Annotated in this window: 22 protein-coding genes; 20 read left to right on the top strand and 2 right to left on the bottom strand. The window is 54.0% G+C overall.

Going from position 1 to position 21,131, the window contains the following annotated elements; translation table 11 throughout:
* The first annotated feature begins 16 nt into the window (after positions 1-16).
* The 18 genes from LBW89_RS15510 (at position 17) to LBW89_RS15425 (ending at position 17,234) form a co-directional block, all read left to right on the top strand.
* On the top strand, positions 17-712 hold the full coding sequence (locus tag LBW89_RS15510; protein WP_148450770.1) for an ABC transporter ATP-binding protein: 696 nt from the start codon (positions 17-19) through the stop codon (positions 710-712).
* On the top strand, positions 709-1,950 hold the full coding sequence (locus tag LBW89_RS15505; protein WP_148450769.1) for an ABC transporter permease: 1,242 nt from the start codon (positions 709-711) through the stop codon (positions 1,948-1,950). The genes LBW89_RS15510 and LBW89_RS15505 overlap by 4 nt, the downstream gene beginning before the upstream one ends.
* A gap of 13 nt (positions 1,951-1,963) precedes the next feature.
* On the top strand, positions 1,964-2,995 hold the full coding sequence (locus LBW89_RS15500) for a hypothetical protein (protein WP_225039506.1): 1,032 nt from the start codon (positions 1,964-1,966) through the stop codon (positions 2,993-2,995).
* Positions 2,996-3,084: 89 nt separating this feature from the next.
* On the top strand, positions 3,085-3,507 hold the full coding sequence (locus tag LBW89_RS15495; protein WP_148450768.1) for an organic hydroperoxide resistance protein: 423 nt from the start codon (positions 3,085-3,087) through the stop codon (positions 3,505-3,507).
* Positions 3,508-3,689: 182 nt separating this feature from the next.
* Entirely contained in the window at positions 3,690-3,968 is a 279-nt protein-coding gene (locus tag LBW89_RS15490; RefSeq protein ID WP_148450767.1) for a hypothetical protein, read from the top strand.
* Positions 3,969-4,053: 85 nt separating this feature from the next.
* On the top strand, positions 4,054-4,470 hold the full coding sequence (locus tag LBW89_RS15485; protein WP_148450766.1) for a thiol-disulfide oxidoreductase DCC family protein: 417 nt from the start codon (positions 4,054-4,056) through the stop codon (positions 4,468-4,470).
* 138 nt (positions 4,471-4,608) lie between these two features.
* Positions 4,609-5,790, top strand: a complete 1,182-nt coding sequence (locus tag LBW89_RS15480) for a hypothetical protein (RefSeq protein WP_225039505.1) — start codon at positions 4,609-4,611, stop codon at positions 5,788-5,790.
* Entirely contained in the window at positions 5,762-7,012 is a 1,251-nt protein-coding gene (locus LBW89_RS15475; RefSeq protein ID WP_148451204.1) for a CpaF family protein, read from the top strand. Before LBW89_RS15480 ends, LBW89_RS15475 begins: the two co-directional genes overlap by 29 nt.
* On the top strand, positions 7,009-7,818 hold the full coding sequence (locus tag LBW89_RS15470; protein ID WP_225039504.1) for a type II secretion system F family protein: 810 nt from the start codon (positions 7,009-7,011) through the stop codon (positions 7,816-7,818). Before LBW89_RS15475 ends, LBW89_RS15470 begins: the two co-directional genes overlap by 4 nt.
* A gap of 32 nt (positions 7,819-7,850) precedes the next feature.
* Positions 7,851-8,708 carry a type II secretion system F family protein gene (locus LBW89_RS15465; RefSeq protein WP_148451203.1) on the top strand — a complete coding sequence of 286 codons (858 nt, stop codon included), beginning with the start codon at positions 7,851-7,853 and terminating at the stop codon, positions 8,706-8,708.
* 47 nt (positions 8,709-8,755) lie between these two features.
* Entirely contained in the window at positions 8,756-8,941 is a 186-nt protein-coding gene (locus LBW89_RS15460; RefSeq protein ID WP_170287055.1) for a Flp1 family type IVb pilin, read from the top strand.
* Position 8,942: 1 nt separating this feature from the next.
* The gene (locus tag LBW89_RS15455) at positions 8,943-9,593 is read left to right on the top strand and encodes a TadE/TadG family type IV pilus assembly protein (RefSeq protein WP_148450762.1); all 651 of its coding nucleotides are present in this window, start codon (positions 8,943-8,945) and stop codon (positions 9,591-9,593) included.
* A gap of 117 nt (positions 9,594-9,710) precedes the next feature.
* On the top strand, positions 9,711-11,879 hold the full coding sequence (locus tag LBW89_RS15450) for a hypothetical protein (RefSeq protein WP_225039515.1): 2,169 nt from the start codon (positions 9,711-9,713) through the stop codon (positions 11,877-11,879).
* Entirely contained in the window at positions 11,845-12,828 is a 984-nt protein-coding gene (locus tag LBW89_RS15445) for a TadE/TadG family type IV pilus assembly protein (RefSeq protein ID WP_148450760.1), read from the top strand. The genes LBW89_RS15450 and LBW89_RS15445 overlap by 35 nt, the downstream gene beginning before the upstream one ends.
* A 47-nt stretch (positions 12,829-12,875) precedes the next feature.
* Positions 12,876-13,385, top strand: a complete 510-nt coding sequence (locus LBW89_RS15440) for a prepilin peptidase (protein WP_148450759.1) — start codon at positions 12,876-12,878, stop codon at positions 13,383-13,385.
* Between the two features lie 21 nt (positions 13,386-13,406).
* Positions 13,407-15,038 carry a DUF6382 domain-containing protein gene (locus LBW89_RS15435; RefSeq protein ID WP_148450758.1) on the top strand — a complete coding sequence of 544 codons (1,632 nt, stop codon included), beginning with the start codon at positions 13,407-13,409 and terminating at the stop codon, positions 15,036-15,038.
* A gap of 121 nt (positions 15,039-15,159) precedes the next feature.
* Complete coding sequence (locus LBW89_RS15430; protein WP_225039502.1) at positions 15,160-16,197, top strand: FecCD family ABC transporter permease; 1,038 nt, start codon at positions 15,160-15,162, stop codon at positions 16,195-16,197.
* A 2-nt stretch (positions 16,198-16,199) separates the two neighbouring features.
* Positions 16,200-17,234 carry a FecCD family ABC transporter permease gene (locus LBW89_RS15425; protein WP_148450756.1) on the top strand — a complete coding sequence of 345 codons (1,035 nt, stop codon included), beginning with the start codon at positions 16,200-16,202 and terminating at the stop codon, positions 17,232-17,234.
* 63 nt (positions 17,235-17,297) lie between these two features.
* Here LBW89_RS15425 and LBW89_RS15420 read toward each other — a convergent pair whose 3' ends face one another.
* Positions 17,298-18,209, bottom strand: a complete 912-nt coding sequence (locus tag LBW89_RS15420; RefSeq protein WP_225039501.1) for a TIGR01777 family oxidoreductase — start codon at positions 18,207-18,209, stop codon at positions 17,298-17,300.
* Positions 18,210-18,275: 66 nt separating this feature from the next.
* Positions 18,276-18,746, bottom strand: coding sequence for a DUF2621 domain-containing protein (locus tag LBW89_RS15415; RefSeq protein WP_148450754.1), 471 nt, complete (start codon positions 18,744-18,746; stop codon positions 18,276-18,278).
* A gap of 241 nt (positions 18,747-18,987) precedes the next feature.
* On the opposite strand from LBW89_RS15415, the gene LBW89_RS15410 reads away from it, so the two are divergent.
* Together LBW89_RS15410 and purU are read left to right on the top strand one after the other, a co-directional pair.
* Positions 18,988-20,103 (top strand): deoxyribonuclease IV, encoded by a 1,116-nt coding sequence (locus LBW89_RS15410; RefSeq protein WP_225039500.1) that lies wholly within the window; start codon positions 18,988-18,990, stop codon positions 20,101-20,103.
* Between the two features lie 29 nt (positions 20,104-20,132).
* The gene (purU, locus tag LBW89_RS15405; protein ID WP_148450752.1) at positions 20,133-21,032 is read left to right on the top strand and encodes a formyltetrahydrofolate deformylase; all 900 of its coding nucleotides are present in this window, start codon (positions 20,133-20,135) and stop codon (positions 21,030-21,032) included.
* Positions 21,033-21,131: the final 99 nt, after the last annotated feature.

Here is a 21,131-nt window from a genome sequence, read left to right as displayed (position 1 = left end):
TTGAAGGGGGATAGGCATGCTGGAATTTCGTGAAGTTAGGAAACAGTTTCAAGTAGCGGGAAAAACGATTCCTATTCTTGATATTCCCGAATGGAACGTCAACCAGGGCGATAAAATCGCGATCACCGGGCCCAGCGGTTCCGGAAAAAGCACGCTGCTTCATTTGATCAGCGGAATTATGAAGCCTGATTCGGGTGTTATCACGCTCGGCGGCGAGCGGTTGTCCGAGATGAACGAGCCTGCCCGGGATTCTTACCGTTCCGCTCATATCGGGTATATTATGCAGGATTTTTATCTGATCCCTTCGTTAACGGCCAAGGAAAACATTGAAATGGCGCTCTCCGGTGCCGCGAAAGGGAAAAGTCGGCGGGGCAGCGTCGATGAATGGCTTGAGCGGGTTGGACTCAAGGATCGGGGAGCCCACAAGCCCGCCCAGCTGTCCCGTGGACAGCAGCAGCGGGTGGCGATCGTCCGGGCGTTGATCCATGAGCCGGAACTGGTGTTGGCCGATGAACCGACGGGAAGCCTGGACTGGGAAACCGCGGACGAAATCGGCAACCTGCTGCTGGAACTGTGCGGCAGCCATAAGCAGACGCTTTTGGTCGTTACCCATGATTTGAATATGGCCGAGCGCTTCCCGGCGACCCAACATATTCATCAAATCAATCGGATGAACCGTACCCTGCAAGTACAGGAGGACGTCGCGATATGAGCATGCTGCGTTACATGCTTCGAAACCTGCTGCACCGCAAGTTTCTGTCACTGCTGACAATTCTGTCGGTGACGGCGACCGTCGGGTTTGTTCTTTTACTATCCATGTCCAAGGCGGGGGTGGAGGAAGGGGCGGAAAACGGGTACGGCCCTTTTGATCTGGTCATCGGCGCTGCCGGAAGCGAAACGCAGCTGGTGCTCAACACCTTCTATCATGTGGGAGCCCCTACCGGCAATATTTCCGAAGAAGCGTGGGAGGCGGTAAGCGAGCATCAGGCGATAGATCGTGCTTTCCCCATGACGACCGGAGATTATTTTAACGAATTCCCGATCGTGGGGATCGACTCCGCCTATTTCATGACAAGATACGGGGATCGGGCCTTATCGGAAGGCGGCCTATACCGGCAAACGGGGGAAGTCGTCGTCGGGGCTCATGTGGCTCAAACGCTGGGACTTCATGTAGGCGACAGCTTTACAGGAGCCCATGGATTGGTGGAAGGATTGCATGATGAGGAGGAGCATGGAGAGGAGCACGAAGAGGAGCACGAAGAGGGGCATGAAGGGGAAGAGCATGATGCGCATGAACAATTCCGGTATACGATTACGGGAATACTGCCGAGATTGAATACGCCGGATGATCGGGCTGTTTTTACGACAGTAGATCATGCATGGGCGGTTCACGGCGTGGAAAGCGGGCATCGGGAGGTTACGGCCGTCCTGGTGAAGCCCAAGACGCTGCTGAGCGGGCAGGAGTTAAGGGATGCGCTTGAGAGCGAAGCCGGGGTTCAGGTGGTGTACACGAGCAAGGCGGTGGCCGATGTGGTGAACCTGGTGGACAGAGGTTCCGAACTGATCGAAATCGTGACCCTGCTGTGCGTGTTGTTGGCTGCCGTGACGATCCTGTTGTCCCTCGTGGCCGCCGCGGGTGAGCGTACCAAGGATGCGGGGCTGCTGCGTCTTTTGGGCAAGTCCAAAGGATATATCATGGCTTCGATGGTGGGAGAGGGGCTCGCGCTTACGGCATTCGGGCTTCTTTTGGGCTATCTAGCCGGGCATGCCGCCGCTTATTTTCTTAAAGAAGCCGTATTCAACTATGCGGGCATTCAGATTAACCCGTTTCAGATAACGGCGGATCACGCGGCCATTGCCGCCGGAGCCTTGGTAATCGGCCTGGCCGCTTCCATGATCCCGGCGTTCCGAATGTATCGGACGGATGCGTTGACTCTTTTTAAAGCATAGGAGGAACAAGAGGATGAGAAACCAAAGACTAATTCCTTTGTTGATGATAGCGATCGCCATTCTCTTGCAAGCATGCGGGCAAAGCAAACCCGCCAGCTCGACCGCGGGAACCTTCGCCCAGGCTGAGGCGGCAGACGCGCCCGTGACCGTGAAGGAAGAGCCGCCGGGGGGGACGCCCGATGAAGAGCCTGACGACAAGCCGCGGCAGGAAGCGGGAGCCCCTGGAGGATCCCTCAACGAGCCCTTGAAGGATCAGGAGAAGGGTTCGATTAAACAGGATGGCGAAATCGAAAATACAGAGGGAACGGGGCAAGTCAAAGAAAATCTAGATGCGGATCTATCAGGCGGCGTTAAAGCAGTAGAGAAGAGCTTACCCCAAGCGGGAACGGCCGACGGGAAGCTGCCGGCAAAAGCGGCATCCGCCGATGGGCGACAACCGGCCAAAACGGACACGGCAAGGGAGGATAAGCCGGAGAAAGCGGAAGCGGTGACAGGAAAGCAGGCGGCAGAATCAGCGGCCGCGGAACAAGAAAACCCCACTGGAAAACAGCCCAAGGAAGCTGACACGGATTCGAAACGGGCGGCCGCCGAAACGAAAACGAAAACAAAAATAACAACGGAGCAGCCTTCCGCCGAGCCGAAAACCGCGGATATAAGCACAAAAAAGCCCGCCAAAGGTCCTCAGACCATCAGCTGGTCCGGATTTTTCGACGGTGAAGACCAGACGACCCCTTCCGAACAGTTCTGGGATCTTAGCGGTACGACGGTTACCATAAAGGGGTTTATGGGGGAGGTGCTGTCCTTTGAAAAAAACTGGTTTTTGCTCATCCCGGAACCGGGTGCGGAATGTCCGTTCGATAACGGGGATGAAACCTATTGGAATAAAATTATGATCGTGTTTGTACCGGACGACGTCAAGCTCCGATACAAATCGGAGCCGCTCCAAGTGACGGGCCGGCTCGATGTGGGAATTAAAATTGACGAGTCCGGCTACAAGACGATGTTCCGCCTTTACGACGCGAAGTTTAAGGAAATTAAGGAATAGGCCAGGGCCGGCAGTTCGCCTTTTGCGTTTCAAGACCCGTGCATTGCTTTAAATGGACAATAGACCGGTTATTGAAGGAGGTGCTTTATATGAAACCATTGTATACGGTCTCTGCCACGGTAAAAGGCGGGCGTACCGGAACGGTGGAAACATCGGACGGCGTCTTAAAGCTCAACCTTAGTATGCCCGAAGCAATGGGGGGACAAGGCGGCGGAGGTACCAATCCGGAGGCATTGTTTGCGGCCGGGTATGGTGCCTGCTTTGCGAGCGCATTGGCCAATGTAGCCCAGAAAGCCGGAGTCAAGGCGGAAGACGCCGAGGTTACCCACCATGTAAGCATCGGCAAAGACGAGGAAGACGGCGGATTTCGTCTCGCCGTACAAATCGATGTGAAGCTGCCGGGAGTGGAGCGCGCCAAAGCCCAGGAATTATTGCATCAGGCGCACGACTTCTGCCCTTACTCCAAGGCGACAAGAGGTAATATCGAGGTTAAATTAAATTTGGTGGAATAGCGCAAACATCAGCTTCAATAAAAAAGACTTCCTTGTGGCATACTAACGGGGAAGTCTTTTTCTAAGCCGGGATTCTCGATGATCGGGATGTCATCCCCTTCCAAGTTGACACATGGATGAAAATTATTTAATATGTCTAAGTACTAAAACAGGTTTTTAAATTGATAATACGGGTGATGACCATGTCTTACAGACCGAATGTAGAGAACGTGACCAAGGCTGGAAGCAATGAAAAAGAAGGTTTGTACGAATTTATCGTCAAGCTGGCCGACGGAACGGAGTGCCGAGTATTTTACCACCGTTTTCCCGAATGGCGGTTAACGAATATCAGCCGTTTGCAGAAAACGCCTTGCCCGGTCTGCCGTAAAGATTTCATTTGCAAATGCATGGATAACTTTTCGGGCGATATCGAGCGCCAAATTACAGACGAACAATGGATTGACAAGGCTTTGGCCGAATAATGAACCGATTCGGTTGCGCATAGTGAGCGCGGGGCGATCATCGCTCCGTGCTTTTCTCTATATAAAAGAGGGGAGAGGAAGCACCGTGGAACAGGATCAGTCAGCCTCCGCGATCGTTTTTTTTGACGGCGTATGCCACCTTTGTCAGGGCGCGGTGAAGTTTATTATCCGGCGCGACCCCCGGGGAAGGTTTCGTTTCGCGTCCCTTCAATCCTCCTCGGCACGGAAACTTCTGGCGGACCGAGCCCCCGATACGGGAGATACGATGCTGCTATTGGAAAAGGGGAGGATATACTCCCGTTCCGCCGCGGCCCTTCGCATCGCCAAGGGATTGCGTTTCCCCTGGCCCCTGCTCTACATCTTTATCGTGGTGCCGCCCGTGGTGCGCAATGCCGTATACCGCTGGATTGCCGCCAATCGCTACAAGTGGTTCGGAAAGGCTGAGGCGTGTATGGTCCCCACCCCGGACATCAAAAGGCGTTTTCTGGAGGATGAGAATTAGGACTTGTCCGATGAAAAAAACTGTGTTATTCTAACTGTAAAATTCAGGAATACGGGAACGGAAGCACCGTCCAAACACCGAGAAATCGGTTTTTGGGCGGTGCTTTTTTTTCGTTCCTTGGAAGGAGCGTGATGCTTGGTGCCTTTAAGGCTTGTGCTAGCCGTTCAAGATGAGCAATATATCGAGCCTTTTCTTCATTTTGCCCGCAGCGGGGAGTTTGACCGGGGATTTTCAGTCACCGCGTTCAGCCGGACGGAGGCGTTTGCGCAATATATGGAACAGTACGGAGGTCAGGTTGACGCTGTTCTTGGGGAAACCGCCTTTTTCGAAGCGGTCCGCCATGACTCCGGGGAGAGAATAACCTGCATCCGTCTTTGTGAGGATGAACAAGCCGAGGCGGTCAATGGATCTTTGTACAAATATCAACCGCTCCCTTTGCTGCTTTCCGCCGTTTTCGAGCATGTTCGGGGGAAGCGTGAGGGAACTGCCGCCCCGGAGGGAAGATCACGAGTTTACGGAGTAACGGGTGCCGTAGGCGGCTGCGGGAAGACCACGCTGGCACTCCACCTGGTCCGGCATTTGGCTTCGGAAGGTAAACGGGTTTTCTATCTGAATTTGGAGACGATTCAAAGCGGGGACTTATCCGCCCCGGGAAGAGGAGCGGCAAGCGCGGAGGCAAACGCCGGACTGGCACGCCTTCTTTATGATCTGAAAGCCGGGGAAGAGCGACAGGCGGTGCCCAAACTCCCGGTCACCGCTTACTGCCTCCGCCACCCGGTTCTTCATGGCGACACGTTTGCACCGCTCGATAATCTGGATGAACTCATGGAGATTGGCAGAAGGGAGGCCGCCGCATTAATGGAGTTCATCGCCGGAAGCGGCCTTTATGATGTTGTGCTCGTCGATACCGATTCTTTTCCGCACGAACGAACGGAAACGGTGATGGAGAAATGCGACAAATTGGTCTGGATGGTCGCGGACGATTGGGGAGCCATCAGGAAAACGGGCGCTTGGCTCGCACATCTGGAGAAAGCACGACCCGCCCTGTTTAACGCGGTCATGTCCAAAACGATGTTTGCGGCCAATCGGATTTCGGGTGAGGTCCAGGCTTTGACTCAGGAGAAAGGCATTCAAATTGCGGCCTTTCTCCCCTTGATCCCGGCTTGGACCCAGGGGAACCGGCAGGGTGGAATCATGCATTCCCCGATATACCAGCGGGAGGTGATGAAACTTATCCGGATGCTGAGCGGCCGAAAGGCGGATTCCGGGAAGGGAGGAGAGGAGCGCTTTGATTCAGGGAGATCTTTTTACCGTGCTTAGAGGGGAAATTCGCTCGGGTTTGGATGTTACCTCCACGCTGGAGGACGAACAATTGATGGCTTACATCGAGCGGCGAGTGCTTGAGGAATCGCGGATAGCCGGCCTGACGGCGGCGGAGAAGCGGAAATGGGTACGACGGTTGTACGATTCCTTCCGGGGGCTGGACGTTCTACAGCCGCTCGTCGACGACCGGAGCATTACGGAGATCATGATCAACGGGCATGATGAGGTTTTTGTCGAAAAAGATGGAAAGGTGCTCCGTCTGCCGGCTCGGTTCGAATCCAGGGAGCGCTTGGAAGACATCATCCAGACGATCGTATCCGGCGTCAATCGGGTGGTGAACGAGTCTTCCCCTATTGTCGACGCAAGGCTTAAGGACGGTTCACGCGTCAATATCGTTCTGCCGCCGATCGCGTTGAAAGGGCCGACGATGACCATCCGTAAATTTCCCGAGCATCCGATGACGATGCGGGATCTGGTCCAGAGGGGGGCGCTCGGACAAGAGGCCGCCGAATGGGTGCAAACGCTTGTGAAGAGCAAATACAACATTTTTATCAGCGGGGGGACGGGGTCAGGCAAAACGACTTTCCTAAACGCATTGTCGCAATACATCCCCTCGGATGAACGGGTGATTACGATCGAGGATTCCGCCGAACTGCAAATCGTCACCGTACCCAATCTGGTTTCGCTGGAGACGCGAAACGCCAATACGGAGGGCAGAGGCGAAATTACGGTGAGGGACTTGATCCGCTCCTCTTTACGCATGCGTCCGAACCGGATAATCGTCGGGGAGGTCCGCGGCCGGGAGGCGCTGGATATGCTGCAGGCGATGAATACGGGACATGACGGCTCCCTTTCAACAGGTCACGCCAACAGTACGGCCGACATGATCAGCCGTTTGGAGACGATGGTGCTCAGCGGAGCGGATCTGCCGATCGCCGTGGTGAGGCAGCAGATTGCCTCGGCAATCGATATTTTCATTCATTTAGCAAGACTTCGGGACCGTTCGAGACGCGTGACCGAAATTTCGGAGGTGATCGGCATGAAAGATGGGGAGGTGATGCTTAACCGGTTATATCAGTTTTGCGAGCATGGGGAGAATGAGGGAAAGATCATCGGCCGGCTGGAAAGGACGGGAAATCGTCTTCTGCATGGAGAGAAACTGGCTATGGCCGGATTCAACCGGGAATGGACGGAGGAAAAAAAGGGGGGAGGCGGGTGAAGGAGCGGATAAGCGGCGGACCGCCGAGATCTAACCGGCAAGAACCGGACAGGGTAAACCGTCCGCTTACGGATTATCGCGTTTACGTATTGTCCGTTCGCCAGAAATGGAGCTGCCTGCTGTTAGGAGGGGTCGGATTATTCGGCATTGGCTTTGTTTTCTTCCATTCCGTAACGATCTCTATGCTGCTGTCGGGAGGAACGTTTTTTCTGCCTAAACATTTGAGCAAATACCTGCTGCGAAGGAGACGGGAAAAGCTTGGCTTGCATTTCAAGCAGGCTTTGTACTCCTTGTCCTCGTCGCTGGCGGCCGGGCGTTCCGTGGAAAACGGCTTTCGGGAAGCCATCGCCGATTTGAAACTGCTCTATCCCGACGGTAGTAATGATCTGATTGCCGAACTGGCCATCATATGTACCCGTCTGGAATACGGGCAGCCGATCGAAGAAGCGCTACAGGATTTCAGCAGGCGGGCAGGCATCGAGGATATCAGCAATTTTGCCGATGTTTTTACCACAAGCAAACGCACTGGAGGAGATTTGGTGGAAATCGTAAGGCGGACTTCCGCCATTATCAGCGAGAAGCTTGAAATCAGTCAGGAGATCGCGGTTATGATCGCTCAGAAACGTTTTGAGGCGAAAGCGATGCTCGCGGCCCCCGTACTCTTTTTGATGTTCATGGACTTGACATCACCGGATTACATGAGGCCTTTGCACAGTGGGGTAGGGCTGCTGATTTCTGCCGTCGCCCTGTTGATTTTTGTGGCTTGTTCATGGCTGATACTTAAAATTATGGACATCCGCATCTAGGAGGTAGTGGCTTTTTGAAGCTCCTGGGAGGAATGTTGTTAGTGTCCCTGCTCGGTTTGTGGGGGAGCTTGTACCTTAAATCCAAAGGAAGATACGAAGCATACAACGGGCTTGTCATGGAGGGAATCCGGCTGCAAAAGATAGCCCCTCCCATGCTGTTTTTGCTGGAGAAGCTGAAATTATCCCAGAGGGTGCCTTTCTTCCTTTTCAAAATTCAACGTACGGTCCAGAAGCTTGCCGGGGATCGAAGGGGCGGTGATTTGGCCCGTCTTTTTCTGGCGGAAATGCTCTCTTACAGCTGGTTGTTGATGACGCTCGGCAGTTTGATGACCTTGCTCATGGGAGGCGATGGGAGCGGGCTATTGTTGGGGGGAATCCTGGCTGTGCTGCTTCCGGCGGCCTTGATCAATGATCTGCATCGCAAGGTAGTCCGGCGCGAAAGAGAGGTACTGCTCGAACTGCCCGAGTTTTTGAACCAGTTGATCTTGCTGGTTGGAGCCGGATCTACCGTCCAGCAGGCGATTAAGCATTGCTTGGAACGAAGGAAGGAAGAACAAAGCCACCCGCTGTATCGCGAACTGCTGCAAATGCAGAGGGAGTGGGAAAGCGGCGATTCGTTTCAGCATGCGATGGAAGGCTTCAGCAAACGATGCGGCATTCAGGAGGTGTCCGTCTTTACAACCGCTGTACTGCTCAATTTTCGCCGTGGTGGCAACGATTTTGTACTGGCTTTGCGCGATTTGTCCCACTCTCTTTGGGAAAAAAGAAAGGCGGTGAGCAAAACGCTCGGAGAGCAGGCCTCTTCCAAACTCGTTTTTCCCATGGTGTTGCTGTTTGTTGTCGTGATTATTTTAGTGGGGGCTCCGGCCTTTATGATTATGGATTTGTAGCGAGGACATTTGAATATATGTAATGGGGAGTGATGCCGGTGTTGGCTATGGTGAACGAAAAATTGAAGGGGTTTTGGCGCAATGACGAGGGGCTTGGCATGCTGGAGATGATTTTGATCATCGCGGTCATCGTAATAATTGCGATTATTTTTCGGACCCAGCTTAAGGAAATCGTCACGAGTCTGCTTGGCAAGGCCAAATCAAAAACGGAAAATTTTATGGACGGACAGTGAAATGCGGCGGCTGCTGCAAAATCAAAAAGGGAGTTTTACCCTTGAAGCTTCCCTTGTTCTCCCGGTTATTTTAACCACATTGCTTATCCTGATATTTTTCTGCATGTTTCTTTATCAACGCGCAATGCTCGGTCAAGTCGCGGCGGTTGCGGCGGAACGCAACGCCTATGTCTGGGATAATAGCCATCGAAAGCCGGAGACCGGCGCATTTGAGGAAGGAAGCTATGACCCGCTGTATTGGAGGTTGACCGATGACGGGATGCTGCAGACTATCTTCGGTATTACCGGCCAAAACACGGAAGTTCTTGCCGCACTTCCCGTAAACGGAGAAAACGAGGAAGGTGCTTTGCCTTTAAGAAAACTCAATCGGGTCGGACAGAACATTCCCCCGGAAATGAAAGGCGGGATTACCTACGATAACAAGCTTTTGCTGCGAAAAGTCGGCGTGACCTTGCATCGCTTCTCCCCGCTGGCCCCGCTTGAAAAGGCCGTTGGGGATATCACTCAAGACGCCTTGGCGGAAGCTTATATCGTCGATCCCGTGGAGTGGATTCGCAGCGTTAATCTGGCTGGATATTACGGAGCCAAATTTAAGGGCGGCGGTATGGACAAGCAAGAGGCGGGAAAAGCGCTTGCGTTGTTCGGAAAGTAGCGGCTTTAAATCTGAAAGATGTTGATTTGCGATTAAAGCTGGTGAGAGGGGACGGTAGATATAAGTTTTTTTAATCGCGAGCGTGGGGAACGGGGAGCCGTTTCGGTATTTTTGATTATGATTTTTGCCGTCGTGTTTGCCTTTGTTTCCATTTTTGTGGATTTTGCCCGCATTTCCGCCCTCCAAGCAAAAGCGGAGATGCTGGCCCATGCCGCTTCCCGTTCTGTTATGTCGACTTATGATCCGCAATTGCTTGAGAAGTACGGTTTGTTTGCTTTCGGGGAAACGGATGCCAATTACTTGATGTCCAAGGTGCTCCAGACGCAATTTGACACGTTGAACTCGAGCGAAAGCTTGCCGATTGTAAACGCCGAGCTCGATTCGTCTTCCGTTGAGCTTCTGCGTCCGCTGGGGACTTATGCGGTATTTGAACAGCAAATCAGGGAGCAGATGAAATACAAAGCGCCGATCGATTTTACGATCGAGATCGTCAACCGCTTCAAACCGATGTCCGGGATGATGAAGGAGGCCTCCAACACGGTCGACTTGCTCGGGAAGCTGCAGAAGCTCTATGAACGCCGGGAAGCGAAGCTGGACGATATGCTGGATAAACAAACAAGGGCTAGCGTCCAGGTCGAAAAATTCGGGATTTGGGTACCGAGGGCGGGCGGTTCGGCCGGAGACGGAGAGCCGGAGGATATCTCCACCGCAGCGGATGTGGCGGCCCAGTACGGAGAGTACGCCCGTAAATTGGAGGAGGACCGTGACAGAGAGCCGCTGGAAAAGATGTATACCCTGGAAATCGGCAGATATCGCTCGGGGGCTTCAAGGGTGTTCGATCGCTTAAGGGATGGCAATAGGGAGGCGGGGCAACTTCATCGGGAACTGCTGCCGGAGGCGAAACGGCTTTTGAATGAGGCTAGGGAAATCAATGCAGAGATGAAACGGATCATCAAAGAGGCGGAGGAACGGCCCGCTCAGAACGGCTATAATGCGATGGCCCATGCGGAAAGCACGGGCGGTAACGATATGTTGTCCGGCGGGGAGCAAATCGATCAGATCCGCCGGAGAAGTCCGGAACTGATCCTCCCGGAGGAGTTGTTCACCGACTTTGAACATGATATTTCGCGGCAAGCCGCTGATTATGCAAAAACGGATGCCGCCGTTTCTTCGTTTTTGGCCGTGGAGGGCTCCGTTTTAGCGGCGGCTTGCTCGGAGGGCGGATTATTTTCGAACCTAGAGCGGATGCGATCGGAAGTGGGCGGGTATGCACGGAATTACGTGGACTCCGGAGCGGGAAATCTGCTGGAGCAAAACCGAAGGAAGCTGGGGGATCACCGTTCCTCGGACGCTGAACGGAAAGCGACCGAGAAGAAAGCCGCGACCAAGCTAAAGGAAGCTGGTAATCTGATTGGACAAATTTCCGGGTTGAAAGAAAAGCTTAAAGAGGAGCAAAAGCAGTTTGACCAATTAGAAGCCTATTTCCACGCTAACCGGGAAGTGAACAGCCATTCCGATTCGGCCAAAGGGGGGAAAGACGCAGATCCGGGGGCAGATCCGTATGAAGCGGGGGGTGAAGCCATGGAGGGAATGGATTCGCTTTATGGAGGATTTTCCGGATTACTGCAGGGGATGACGGACAACTGCTTCCAAACCGAATATATTGCAAGCTATTTCCGATTCTTTGATGTCAGTTCGCTCAAGGGACTGTTGAAGAAAGGGGGCGCGGGAAAAGAAGGGGTGATTTCCGCTGCCTTTACGGCGGACCGTCAGGAAGTGGAGTATATATTGTACGGATTTCATAATCCGGCGGGAAATCTCGCAGCGGCCTACGGGGAAATTTTCACGCTACGGCTGGCGATCAGGACGATGGAAGGATTGGTCAAAAACGCCTCCAAAGGAAATCCGCTGCTGATTTTGGCATCCGCTCTCCTTTACGGGGTGGAGAATGCTATAAAAGACCTCATGGATCTGACCCAAAAAGGCAGTCTTGAGCTAAGCGATTATTTAAAGGTTCAATTTTCCTACAGGGACCATCTACGTCTATTCTTATTGGTTCACGGCCGGAACGGGAACAGGCTGTCCCGGATGCTGGCCGTCATTCGGATGAATACGGGGATTGCGACCGAGGAACGGGCTACGTATTTAAAAGGAAGCGTCAACGTCTCCTCTCCGCTCTGGTTTTTGCCGGGGGTTGCCAAGGCGATGAGTTCGGCGGGGGTTCTCTCGGGAAGGGTGGAAGGAAGCCGATATGTCGCGAGCAAACAAGCGGATTTCTCTTATTAATGAACAGCCTGGGACGAAGGGCAGCATTGTACTCGAGGCTTCCTTGGTCATGCCCCTGTTTGTCATGGTTATCTTCCTGTTCATATACATGGTTCAGATGACCCTGATCTCCACACAGATGCAAGCCGTTGCCGCCAATGCGGTAAGGCAGGTCTCCGCTCATATGTATCCTGTGGCGTTGGCGTTCTCCAAATCAACGGCGGGGGAAGGGGCGAACGGACATGAAGTTGAATCTCGGTCGGACGGTTGGAGGATGCCGGAATTATCTTTGTCCGGGTGGGCGGGCGAATACGCCTCCAAGCTGCCGCCGCCCTTCTCCGGTTGGGTTCAGTCTGCGGCGAACCGGGGGGACGAGCCTTTGCAAGAGGTGAGGGACAGTCTGTCCGAACAAGTTCTCGATCCGGCGTTGAAACCGATGCTGCGTCCTTTTTTAAAGGGGACTTGGCTGAAGGAAGAACGGCTCCATGTTCACCGGGTCACGGTCCCTGATTTGAAGACAGGCAGAAATCCTTATTTCGGCCTCGAAATCAGCTACGAACTTCCGATCAAGGTTCCTTTAACCGGGCGACGGATTTTACTCCGGACGAGGGCGGAAGAGCGGCTGTGGATCGGAGATACCGGGGAGCAAAAAGGCAAGGAGGAGGGGGAAGGCGAATCGGGCCAAGGGAAACCCGCCTCCATTTTATCCAAACCCGAACCCGCCTACGCGGGTCACCGGACTCGTGTGAAGGCCCTTATAGAACCGGGAACGGAAGCCAGACTTACAGTTTATTACAAAAGTGGGGTCAGTAAAGCCAAGTATTTGGGAACCGCAACCGCCGGAAATGACGGAATTGTGGAATGGGAATGGCTTGTTGGCGGAAATACGACACCGGGTACATGGACGCTGGAGATAGAAACGGAAGGCGGACTCAAAACAACCGCACAGTTTAATGTCGAAAGCCCATAATCCGGTTCGACGGGAAATCATTTGCCTTCGCAGGGGGATTGGGGAATATGGCTGGGGAGTATGTAGGGGTTTTTATTTTATTGGGGGCCGCCTTTTTAACGGACCTGAGATCCATGAAAATACCGAACGCCTTGACGATATCCGGCGTCTTGGCCGGGTTGCTGTGGCATCTCCTCGATGAAGGATGGGGAGGCGCTCTGTTCGCTTTGAGAGGGGCGGCCATAGGGTTTGTCCTAATGCTGGTGCTGTATTGCTTCGGCGCGATTGGCGGGGGCGACGTAAAGCTGTTCGCGGGAATCGGCGCATGGACCGGAGCTCAGATGACATTGCATATTATAGTATATTCCATCCTTTGCGCCGGTTTAATCGGGGTGATCATCTTGATTTTGCGGCGGGAAGTATTTGCCCGGATACGCGGTATTCTGCGGAACTTTCTGGGCGCTGTCCTGCTGAAGAGCTGGGCTCCCGTCCGGTCGGGATTGAAGAACCAGCTGCAATTTCCGTTTATGCTTGCGGTTCTTCCCGCAGCGATCCAGGCGGTAATTTATCTATCCTAGCGGGAGGGAGGACATAGGACGATGCCGGAATTGACGGCCGATTTTATTAGAAACGGCGGAACCTACATGGTGTTGGGCGCTAAGGGCGGCCTCCATTCGAGGCAGTTCAACCGGGTTCAGCGGAGCATGCTCTCATCGGTTTCCATCCCGAATTTACTGCGCCTGGATGTCAGGGAAGTCGATTTTGAGGTCAGTCTGCATTATGAGATCACCGGCAAGCGCATGCTGTCCCAATGCTTGAAGCAAGAAAAGATCACGATGCCTGAACTCTACGGTTTGCTGATGCAAATCGCTGAAGCGCTGGATGACTGTAAGCAATTTATGCTGACGCCGCTTAATTTTTACCTGGATGTAGATTTTATATTTGTCGAGGAGCCCTTATCCTCCGGAATTCTCTATTTTACATACTTGCCTTTTACAGAGACGCTCTCGGCCGAATCGCTTTCGGGAGCATTGATCGGACTGATCACCAGGTTGATTACGTCGGTTTCAACGATGGAGGGTGAAGGAATTCAACAACTGCTCCGCCTTTGTTCGGACGAGCTTTTTTCATTGTCCGAGTTTAAGAAGCTGCTGGTCCGTCTGATGGCGGGGGAGGAACCCGCCTCGGCAGGCGGAACGGGCTATCATGGCCCGGAGAAACTTCCCTGCCGCCCGGATTCGCGTTCTTCCGCCGCCACAATCAAGGAATATGTGCCCGAGCAAGATGTTCCTGCTTCCGCCGGCGATTTATATACATCGATCTCCGACATTTACGGGGAAGAAGTTTGCTCGGCTTTTCCCGGCGCATCGGAACCGGGGGGGCGGATTTCGCAATCGTCGGCATCTTCTCGGGTCTACACCTATATTTTTGGCGGGACGGTGCTGGCGGCTGCTCTCCTGTGGAAGCTGATTTACTTCGATCATCCCGGCAGCTTGAACAGAAGCATATGTCTTGCCTTAACGGTATTGCTAATAGCGGCGGCCTTGCTAATATTACGAGGGCGATGGTCTCTGCTGCTTGGAAGCCGACCATTGAAGGTGGGCGATGCTAACAAGAATGAAATGGCGGAACAAGCAGACGAGGATAACGAGGATTCGTCCTGGAAACAAAGCTGGCGCTGGGATCATCCATCCGGTTCCGAACTTGGCAGCACTCCTCCTTTGAATCAAGCTGCTTCAAACCAAACCGCCTCAAACCAGGCGTTCAACATTTGGCATGGAAGCGTTCTTGAACCGCAGGAGTCAGGTCCGGCCGTCCCGTCACCTCCTTTGCCTGAGCAGCGCACGGTGCTGCTCAGGGAAGCGGCGGTGCCGGAGAAGCTATCTTCTTCGACTGCGAGATTTACCCTGGAGCGTCGGCAAACGGAGCAAGCAGCGGAATCTAACCCGGAAATTATCACCCTCCGCAAAGGCAGCTTCGTGATCGGGCGTTCTGAGGAGATATGCCAATATGTGGACGTCACGCCGGGGGTCTCCCGCGCTCATGCGGAACTGATGGTACTGGAGGAGGGGTGCTCGTTAAAAGACCTGGGTTCGCGAAACGGAACGGTGCTCCGGGGAGAACCGATCGCCCCGTATAAGAGCTACCCCATGAATCCGGGGGATTCGTTTACCATTGCCGATTGCACATACATTTTGCGTCAGCGGGGCTTGGGGGCTAATTTGGATTGACCGTAGATAATCCGACCAAAAGGGTGTATAATGATCGAGAATCATTCTCAATTACATTATTTTGGTTTATAATTGCTTTATGTTTTACTACTGTCAACTTGTCAAAAGGATGGATTAATTCATGGCAGCCACAACCCAAGCTACAAAAGCAAACCGCCGTTCCCGGCCGCTTGCGGCCAGTCTGATTTTGATCGGCGGCGTTATATTGCTCGCTTTCGCCATCGGCTTGTCCATTTCCGTCGGAGCCGCCGATATCAGGCTCTCGACGGTATGGGAAGCTCTGTTTCATTTCGACGCCGGGCGGACCGAGCATCAAATCATTCTCGACATGCGCCTTCCCCGCGCGGTAGCCGCGGCACTGATCGGCGCGGCGCTTGCGGTCGCGGGAGCGATTATGCAGGGAATGACAAGAAACCCGATGGCCGATTCCGGGCTGCTCGGACTGAACTCCGGTGCGGGACTTGCGTTGGCGATTTGTTTCGCGCTTGTCCCGGGGACGCCGTTTCTTCTGATGATGTTGTATTCTTTCATCGGTGCGGCGGCCGGGGCGGGTCTCGTATTCGGTATCGGCTTCCTCTCGAAAGGCGGCATGACTCCGGTCAGACTTACCCTGGCGGGGGCTGCTGTGAGTATGCTGCTCGTTGCGATCAGCGAAGGGATCGCCTTGTATTTCAAGGTCGGCCAGGATCTGGCGTTTTGGTACGCCGGCGCGGTCACCGGGACGACCTGGGAGCAATTGAAATTCGTCGCCGTAGGCGTTCTCGTCGGTTTGGTCGGGGCGCTCTCTCTTTCCAAGTCAATCACCCTGCTTAGTCTGGGTGAGGAAGTGGCTACCGGACTGGGGCAGAGGACGGGGCTGATCAAAGCGCTCAGCATGGTCTTCGTACTGATTTTGGCGGGAAGCGCCGTTTCGCTTGTCGGAGCCATCGGTTTCGTCGGTTTGATGGTCCCTCATGTCACCCGGTTTTTGGTGGGCGTCGATTATCGCTGGGTCGTCCCGTCTTCCGCGGTCTTGGGCAGCTTGCTGATGGTCTTTGCGGATATTTTGGCGCGGATGGTTAATCCGCCCCATGAGGTGCCGATCGGTGCGCTCATCGCCGTCATCGGAGTTCCTTTCTTCCTTTATCTAGCGATGAAGCAGAAAGGAGGGCTCGATTAATTATGAACGGACCGGATTATAGCGCTCATTTGCGGAGGAAAGCGGCGAGATCGTACGGGTTTATCCTGCTATTCGCTGTATTGATTCTAATTGTTTTTGTCATCAGCATGAACACGGGATATATACGGCTTTCGCCAGGCGACGTGTTCCGGACCTTGTTTGGTATGGGGACGGAAAAACAGGAGTTGATTCTCTATGATTTCAGGCTTCCGCGCATTGTCATCTCCGTTCTGATCGGGATGGGAATGGCGGTGTCCGGTTGTATTTTCCAGGGAATCTCCCGCAACCCGTTGGCCGATCCCGGCGTTCTCGGCATCAATGCGGGTGCCGGTTTGGCCGTTGCCTTGTTTATTTCGTTCTACCCTACGACGGCGGCGGCGCCGGTATTTCTGATGCCGGTTCTCGCCCTTTTGGGAGCCGCGTCGGCGGCGGTCCTGATCTATGTGCTCTCTTACAAAAAAAATTACGGACTTCAGCCGATTCGGATGGTGTTGGTGGGAATCGCCGTGGCCGCCGGCATTAATGCGGCGATGATCATTCTCCAGCTCAGGCTTCGTCCGGAAAACTTCCAACTGCTGCAGGTTTGGCTGGTAGGAAGCATCTGGGGCACTTCTTGGAAGTATGTTCTGGCGCTGCTTCCGTGGATATTCATTCTGATTCCCTATGTATTTATGAAAGCACGGGCGCTCAATGTACTTAGTTTGGGGGATCAGACGGCAACGGGACTCGGTACGCAAATCGAGCGGTCCCGGCTTGGGCTGTTGGCCGCGGCCGTCGGCTTGACCGGAGCTTCCGTCGCCGTAGGCGGAGGGATTTCCTTTGTCGGGCTGATCGCCCCGCATTTGGCGAGGCGGCTGGTTGGCCCGAAACACGAGTTTTTGATTCCGGCCTCCGCCTTGGCCGGCGGGCTTCTGGTCATCGTCGGCGACACGCTGGGCAGATGGGTACTCCAGCCGACGGAAATTCCGACGGGCATTGTCGTAGCGATCATCGGAGCCCCTTACTTCTTGTATTTGCTGGCGAAATCGAAGAATTGAGAGATTGGGAGAGTCGCGACATCCTGGAAAAAAGCCGTCCGCTGCAAGCGCGGACGGCTTTTTTTAGGCGTGCAGATCGGCCAAAGCCTCCTGCAACCCGGGGTGAATGAATTGAAATCCGGCTTCGAGCGCGGCCGCCGGAATCACTTTCTGGCCTTCCAACAGCAGCATGGATCTGTCGCCAAGCAGCAGTTTCAGGAGGAAAGCGGGGACGGGAAACCAGCTGGGGGTTCGGTGAACCCGTCCCAATACGGCGCTGAATTGCTCATTGGTCACGGGAAACGGACTGACCGCATTAACGGGACCGGCCATCGCCGGATTCTTAAGGCAGAAGTCTATCAAGCGGACCAGATCGTTTAAGTGAATCCAAGGGACCCATTGCCGACCGGTACCGACCTTTCCGCCTAAGCCGAGACGAAAGGGAAGCCGCATCAGCGGATAAGCGCCGCCGTCGTTGCCGAGAACGACTCCCGTACGCAGCAGGATGAGGCGGCGGTCCGGGAAGCTTTGCTTCGCGGCCGCCTCCCACCGCTCCGTCACCTCCCATAGAAAATCTCCGTTCCCTTCCGTACGCTGGGCCGCTTCCGTAAATTCTCCGGTAAGTGAGGTGCCGTAAATTCCGACGGCGGAGGCCTGGACGACGACCTCGGGTCCTGGACTTAACGCTGCCGCAAACTGAGCGACCTTTCGGGTTGTCGTCAACCGCGACTCCAGGATGATCCGCCTGGCTTTCGGGGTCCATCTTTGGTTGAGTGAAGCTCCCGCCAAATTAACGATGGCTCGAACATCGCTTAACGGAGAAAGATCGCGTTCCAGCTCGCTCCATGTACAATGGATCAGTCCGGACGCGACGGAATGGGATCCACGGTTTCCGCTTTTTCTGGAAACGACGACGACTTGGCTGCCCTCTCTTACCAAATAGGCCGCTAGAGCCCTGCCGATAAACCCCGTTCCGCCAAAGATAGCGATCTTCACGGAAATCCCTCCTTAAGAAAAAGTCCGGACCTGCGATAGTCAGGACCGGATGCCGTTTTTCGAAACCTATTTGTTCATTAAATGCCGATATGGCCGGTAATCAATTTGATTTTTCTCCAGAAACTGAATCAGAAACTTGTTGTCCCGCTTTGGCGTCGCCGTAATATACCCCTTGATGCAATGATCCCGGGTCACTTCGGTGGCTCCTTCCTCCAGGGCGATACGGCCGATTTCCGCCGCGATCGAATGCTTGGCGATATCGCGGAAAGGACCGGGCACAGGCTGCACCAATAGATTAAGAAAAGCCTTGGCATCGTCCCCCCAAAGATGGCGGCTTTTTTCGACCCAGTGGTTTTGCCAGTCCAGCTTGGACATGCCGTCCGCCTTGGGAAGCACTTTCAAAAATTTCCGGAACATAAAAAATCCGCCGATCGTCATCATGCCAAGCAGCACAAAGCCCCAAAAAACGATCGTATTCAAAAACAGGTTACTTGGTCCTCCCGAGGATAGCGGAAGCAGCAGGGCCTGATAGGGCATGGGTACAATCACCTCGATATTCTAACTGTGATTTTTCTCGTTGATAAAAATTATAACGTATTTTCAAGTTTATGACGAGACTCCTTGACCCCGCCGAAAATCTACGGAAGGAACAGGAGGAACCTTTTTTGCATAATGATAGATTTCATGCTCGGGTTGAAGGCTTGGCCTAGCTTTATTTTGCTATTCAAGATAAAATAGGGATGTTTAGCGATTTACTGTCCAAAAGGGGGAAGAAAAAATGCTTAAAATTGGCTCCCATGTTTCGTTTTCGGACAAAGGGCTCTTAAGCGCAACTTCGGAGGCCGCTTCCTACGGCTCCAGCTCGTTCATGATATATACCGGCGCACCGCAAAATACGCGCCGCAAACCGATCGAATCGATGCATATCGAGGACGGCAAGGCGGCGATGGCTACGGCGGGGATCGACGAGATCGTCGTCCACGCTCCATACATCATCAATTTAGGCTCGTATAAGTCCAATACGTATCAGCTCGCGGTGGATTTTTTGCAGGAGGAAATCCGGCGGACCCATGCCCTGGGCGTGAGGAACATCGTCCTTCACCCCGGCGCGTTTACCGATAAAGATGCGGAATACGGCGTCGAACGGATCGCGGAAGGCCTGAACCAGGTGCTGAACGGTACCGATGAAACCGAGGTCAATATCGCGTTGGAAACGATGGCCGGAAAGGGAACGGAGGTCGGCCGCAGTTTTGAGGAGATCGCGGCGATCATCGACAAGGTGCAGCATAATGAGCGGTTGACGATCTGTATGGACACCTGCCATATCCATGATGCCGGATATGATATCGTCAACGATCTTGATGGCGTGCTCCGCCAGTTCGACGACCTGATCGGTCTGGATCGGCTTGCGGTCGTGCACATCAATGACAGCAAAAATCCGATCGGCTCGCGCAAGGACCGCCATACCCCGATCGGCAGCGGCTGGATCGGTTTTGAAGCAATCCACCGCGTCGTTCACCACGAGGCGCTGCAAGGACGTCCTTTTATCCTCGAAACGCCGTGGGTGGGCAAGGATCCCAAAACCCAGCGCCCGATGTACGAGATGGAGATCGCCTTGCTGCGCGGGGATTTGGCCGGGCGTTTCGGCGAGGGCATCTTGACCGAGGTGGAGCAGCTTAGCGCGTTCTTTGCCGGTCAGGAAATTCATCCGCGCGCGTTCGTGCTGGACACCTGGAATTTGCTGAAGAGCGATGCCAAAGCGAAAAAGGCGGACCCGCGTGAGCCGTTGGAACGGCTTTACGATCTCGTGACGGCAGCCGATCTGTTTCCGGAATATAATGAGGAACAGATCAACCAGCGTCTGGTGGCTTGGCTCGCAACCGCTAAAGGATAACAACGACTACAGGGGGATGCAAAGGAAAGATGGAAACTCATATCAAAACCGGCGGCCGCCCCGCCAAACCTTACGAAAGCAACCGCGCCCGGATGCTGATCTCTTGTCCGGACGGACCGGGTATCGTATCGGCCGTATCGCGTTTTCTTCATGAGCACGGCGCGAATATCGTTCAATCGGATCAGTATACGATGGATCCGGAGGGTGGCATGTTTTTTATGCGCATCGAGTTTGACCTCGATCAGCTGGAGGAGCGGGCAGCCGGTCTCCAGGAGGACTTCGCGGCGATCGCCGACAAGTTCGACATGCAATGGAACCTGTACCAGCTAAGCCGCAAGAAGAAGCTGGCGATCTTCGTGTCCAAGGAAGACCATTGTCTGGTCGAGCTTCTGTGGCAGTGGCAGGCGGGGGACCTGGATGCCGAAATTTCCATGGTCGTCAGCAACCATCCGGACATGAAGGAGTACGTTGAATCTTTCGGAATTCCGTACCACCATATTCCGGTGACGCCGGAAACGAAGAAGGAAGCGGAACGAAAGCAGCTGGAACTCGTCAACGGCAAAGTGGATCTGATCGTACTGGCCAGATACATGCAGATCGTATCGCCCGCTTTGATCGAACCGTACCGGAACCGGATCATCAACATTCATCATTCCTTCCTTCCGGCCTTCGTCGGCGGGAAGCCTTATGCTCAAGCCTATGATCGCGGGGTGAAAATTATCGGCGCGACGGCTCACTATGTGACCGAAGAGCTTGACGGAGGGCCGATTATTGAGCAGGACGTCCAGCGGGTCAGCCACCGCGACAATGTGAGCGAGCTGAAGCGCATCGGAAGAACGATCGAGCGCGTAGTGCTCGCAAGAGCGGTGAAATGGCATATTGAGGACCGCATTCTGGTTCATCAGAACAAAACCGTCGTTTTTAATTAAATATCGCTTGTTCCACCGCGCGGCAGAGGCGGATCAGCCGCGCGGTTTTGTTTTTTGGGGAAACTTTTTGCGCCGCCTGCCCGTTAAACATAAAGAAGG

The organism is Paenibacillus sp. alder61 (genome assembly GCF_020179875.1).
GTDB lineage: Bacteria > Bacillota > Bacilli > Paenibacillales > Paenibacillaceae > Fontibacillus > Fontibacillus faecis.
This window is presented reverse-complemented; position numbering and strand designations above follow the sequence as displayed.

What these genes read in the sequence shown, in the direction of transcription:
- LBW89_RS15425 (WP_148450756.1), top strand. Translation starts at nt 16,200, where the DNA reads ATGAACGGACCGGATTATAGCGCTCATTTGCGGAGGAAAGCGGCGAGA.
- LBW89_RS15435 (WP_148450758.1), top strand. Translation starts at nt 13,407, where the DNA reads ATGCCGGAATTGACGGCCGATTTTATTAGAAACGGCGGAACCTACATG.
- LBW89_RS15430 (WP_225039502.1), top strand. Translation starts at nt 15,160, where the DNA reads ATGGCAGCCACAACCCAAGCTACAAAAGCAAACCGCCGTTCCCGGCCG.
- LBW89_RS15455 (WP_148450762.1), top strand. Translation starts at nt 8,943, where the DNA reads ATGCGGCGGCTGCTGCAAAATCAAAAAGGGAGTTTTACCCTTGAAGCT.
- LBW89_RS15440 (WP_148450759.1), top strand. Translation starts at nt 12,876, where the DNA reads ATGGCTGGGGAGTATGTAGGGGTTTTTATTTTATTGGGGGCCGCCTTT.
- LBW89_RS15495 (WP_148450768.1), top strand. Translation starts at nt 3,085, where the DNA reads ATGAAACCATTGTATACGGTCTCTGCCACGGTAAAAGGCGGGCGTACC.
- LBW89_RS15505 (WP_148450769.1), top strand. Translation starts at nt 709, where the DNA reads ATGAGCATGCTGCGTTACATGCTTCGAAACCTGCTGCACCGCAAGTTT.
- purU (WP_148450752.1), top strand. Translation starts at nt 20,133, where the DNA reads ATGGAAACTCATATCAAAACCGGCGGCCGCCCCGCCAAACCTTACGAA.
- LBW89_RS15445 (WP_148450760.1), top strand. Translation starts at nt 11,845, where the DNA reads ATGTCGCGAGCAAACAAGCGGATTTCTCTTATTAATGAACAGCCTGGG.
- LBW89_RS15415 (WP_148450754.1), bottom strand. Translation starts at nt 18,746, where the DNA reads ATGCCCTATCAGGCCCTGCTGCTTCCGCTATCCTCGGGAGGACCAAGT.
- LBW89_RS15490 (WP_148450767.1), top strand. Translation starts at nt 3,690, where the DNA reads ATGTCTTACAGACCGAATGTAGAGAACGTGACCAAGGCTGGAAGCAAT.
- LBW89_RS15450 (WP_225039515.1), top strand. Translation starts at nt 9,711, where the DNA reads ATGATTTTTGCCGTCGTGTTTGCCTTTGTTTCCATTTTTGTGGATTTT.
- LBW89_RS15465 (WP_148451203.1), top strand. Translation starts at nt 7,851, where the DNA reads ATGTTGTTAGTGTCCCTGCTCGGTTTGTGGGGGAGCTTGTACCTTAAA.
- LBW89_RS15460 (WP_170287055.1), top strand. Translation starts at nt 8,756, where the DNA reads ATGGTGAACGAAAAATTGAAGGGGTTTTGGCGCAATGACGAGGGGCTT.
- LBW89_RS15410 (WP_225039500.1), top strand. Translation starts at nt 18,988, where the DNA reads ATGCTTAAAATTGGCTCCCATGTTTCGTTTTCGGACAAAGGGCTCTTA.
- LBW89_RS15500 (WP_225039506.1), top strand. Translation starts at nt 1,964, where the DNA reads ATGAGAAACCAAAGACTAATTCCTTTGTTGATGATAGCGATCGCCATT.
- LBW89_RS15510 (WP_148450770.1), top strand. Translation starts at nt 17, where the DNA reads ATGCTGGAATTTCGTGAAGTTAGGAAACAGTTTCAAGTAGCGGGAAAA.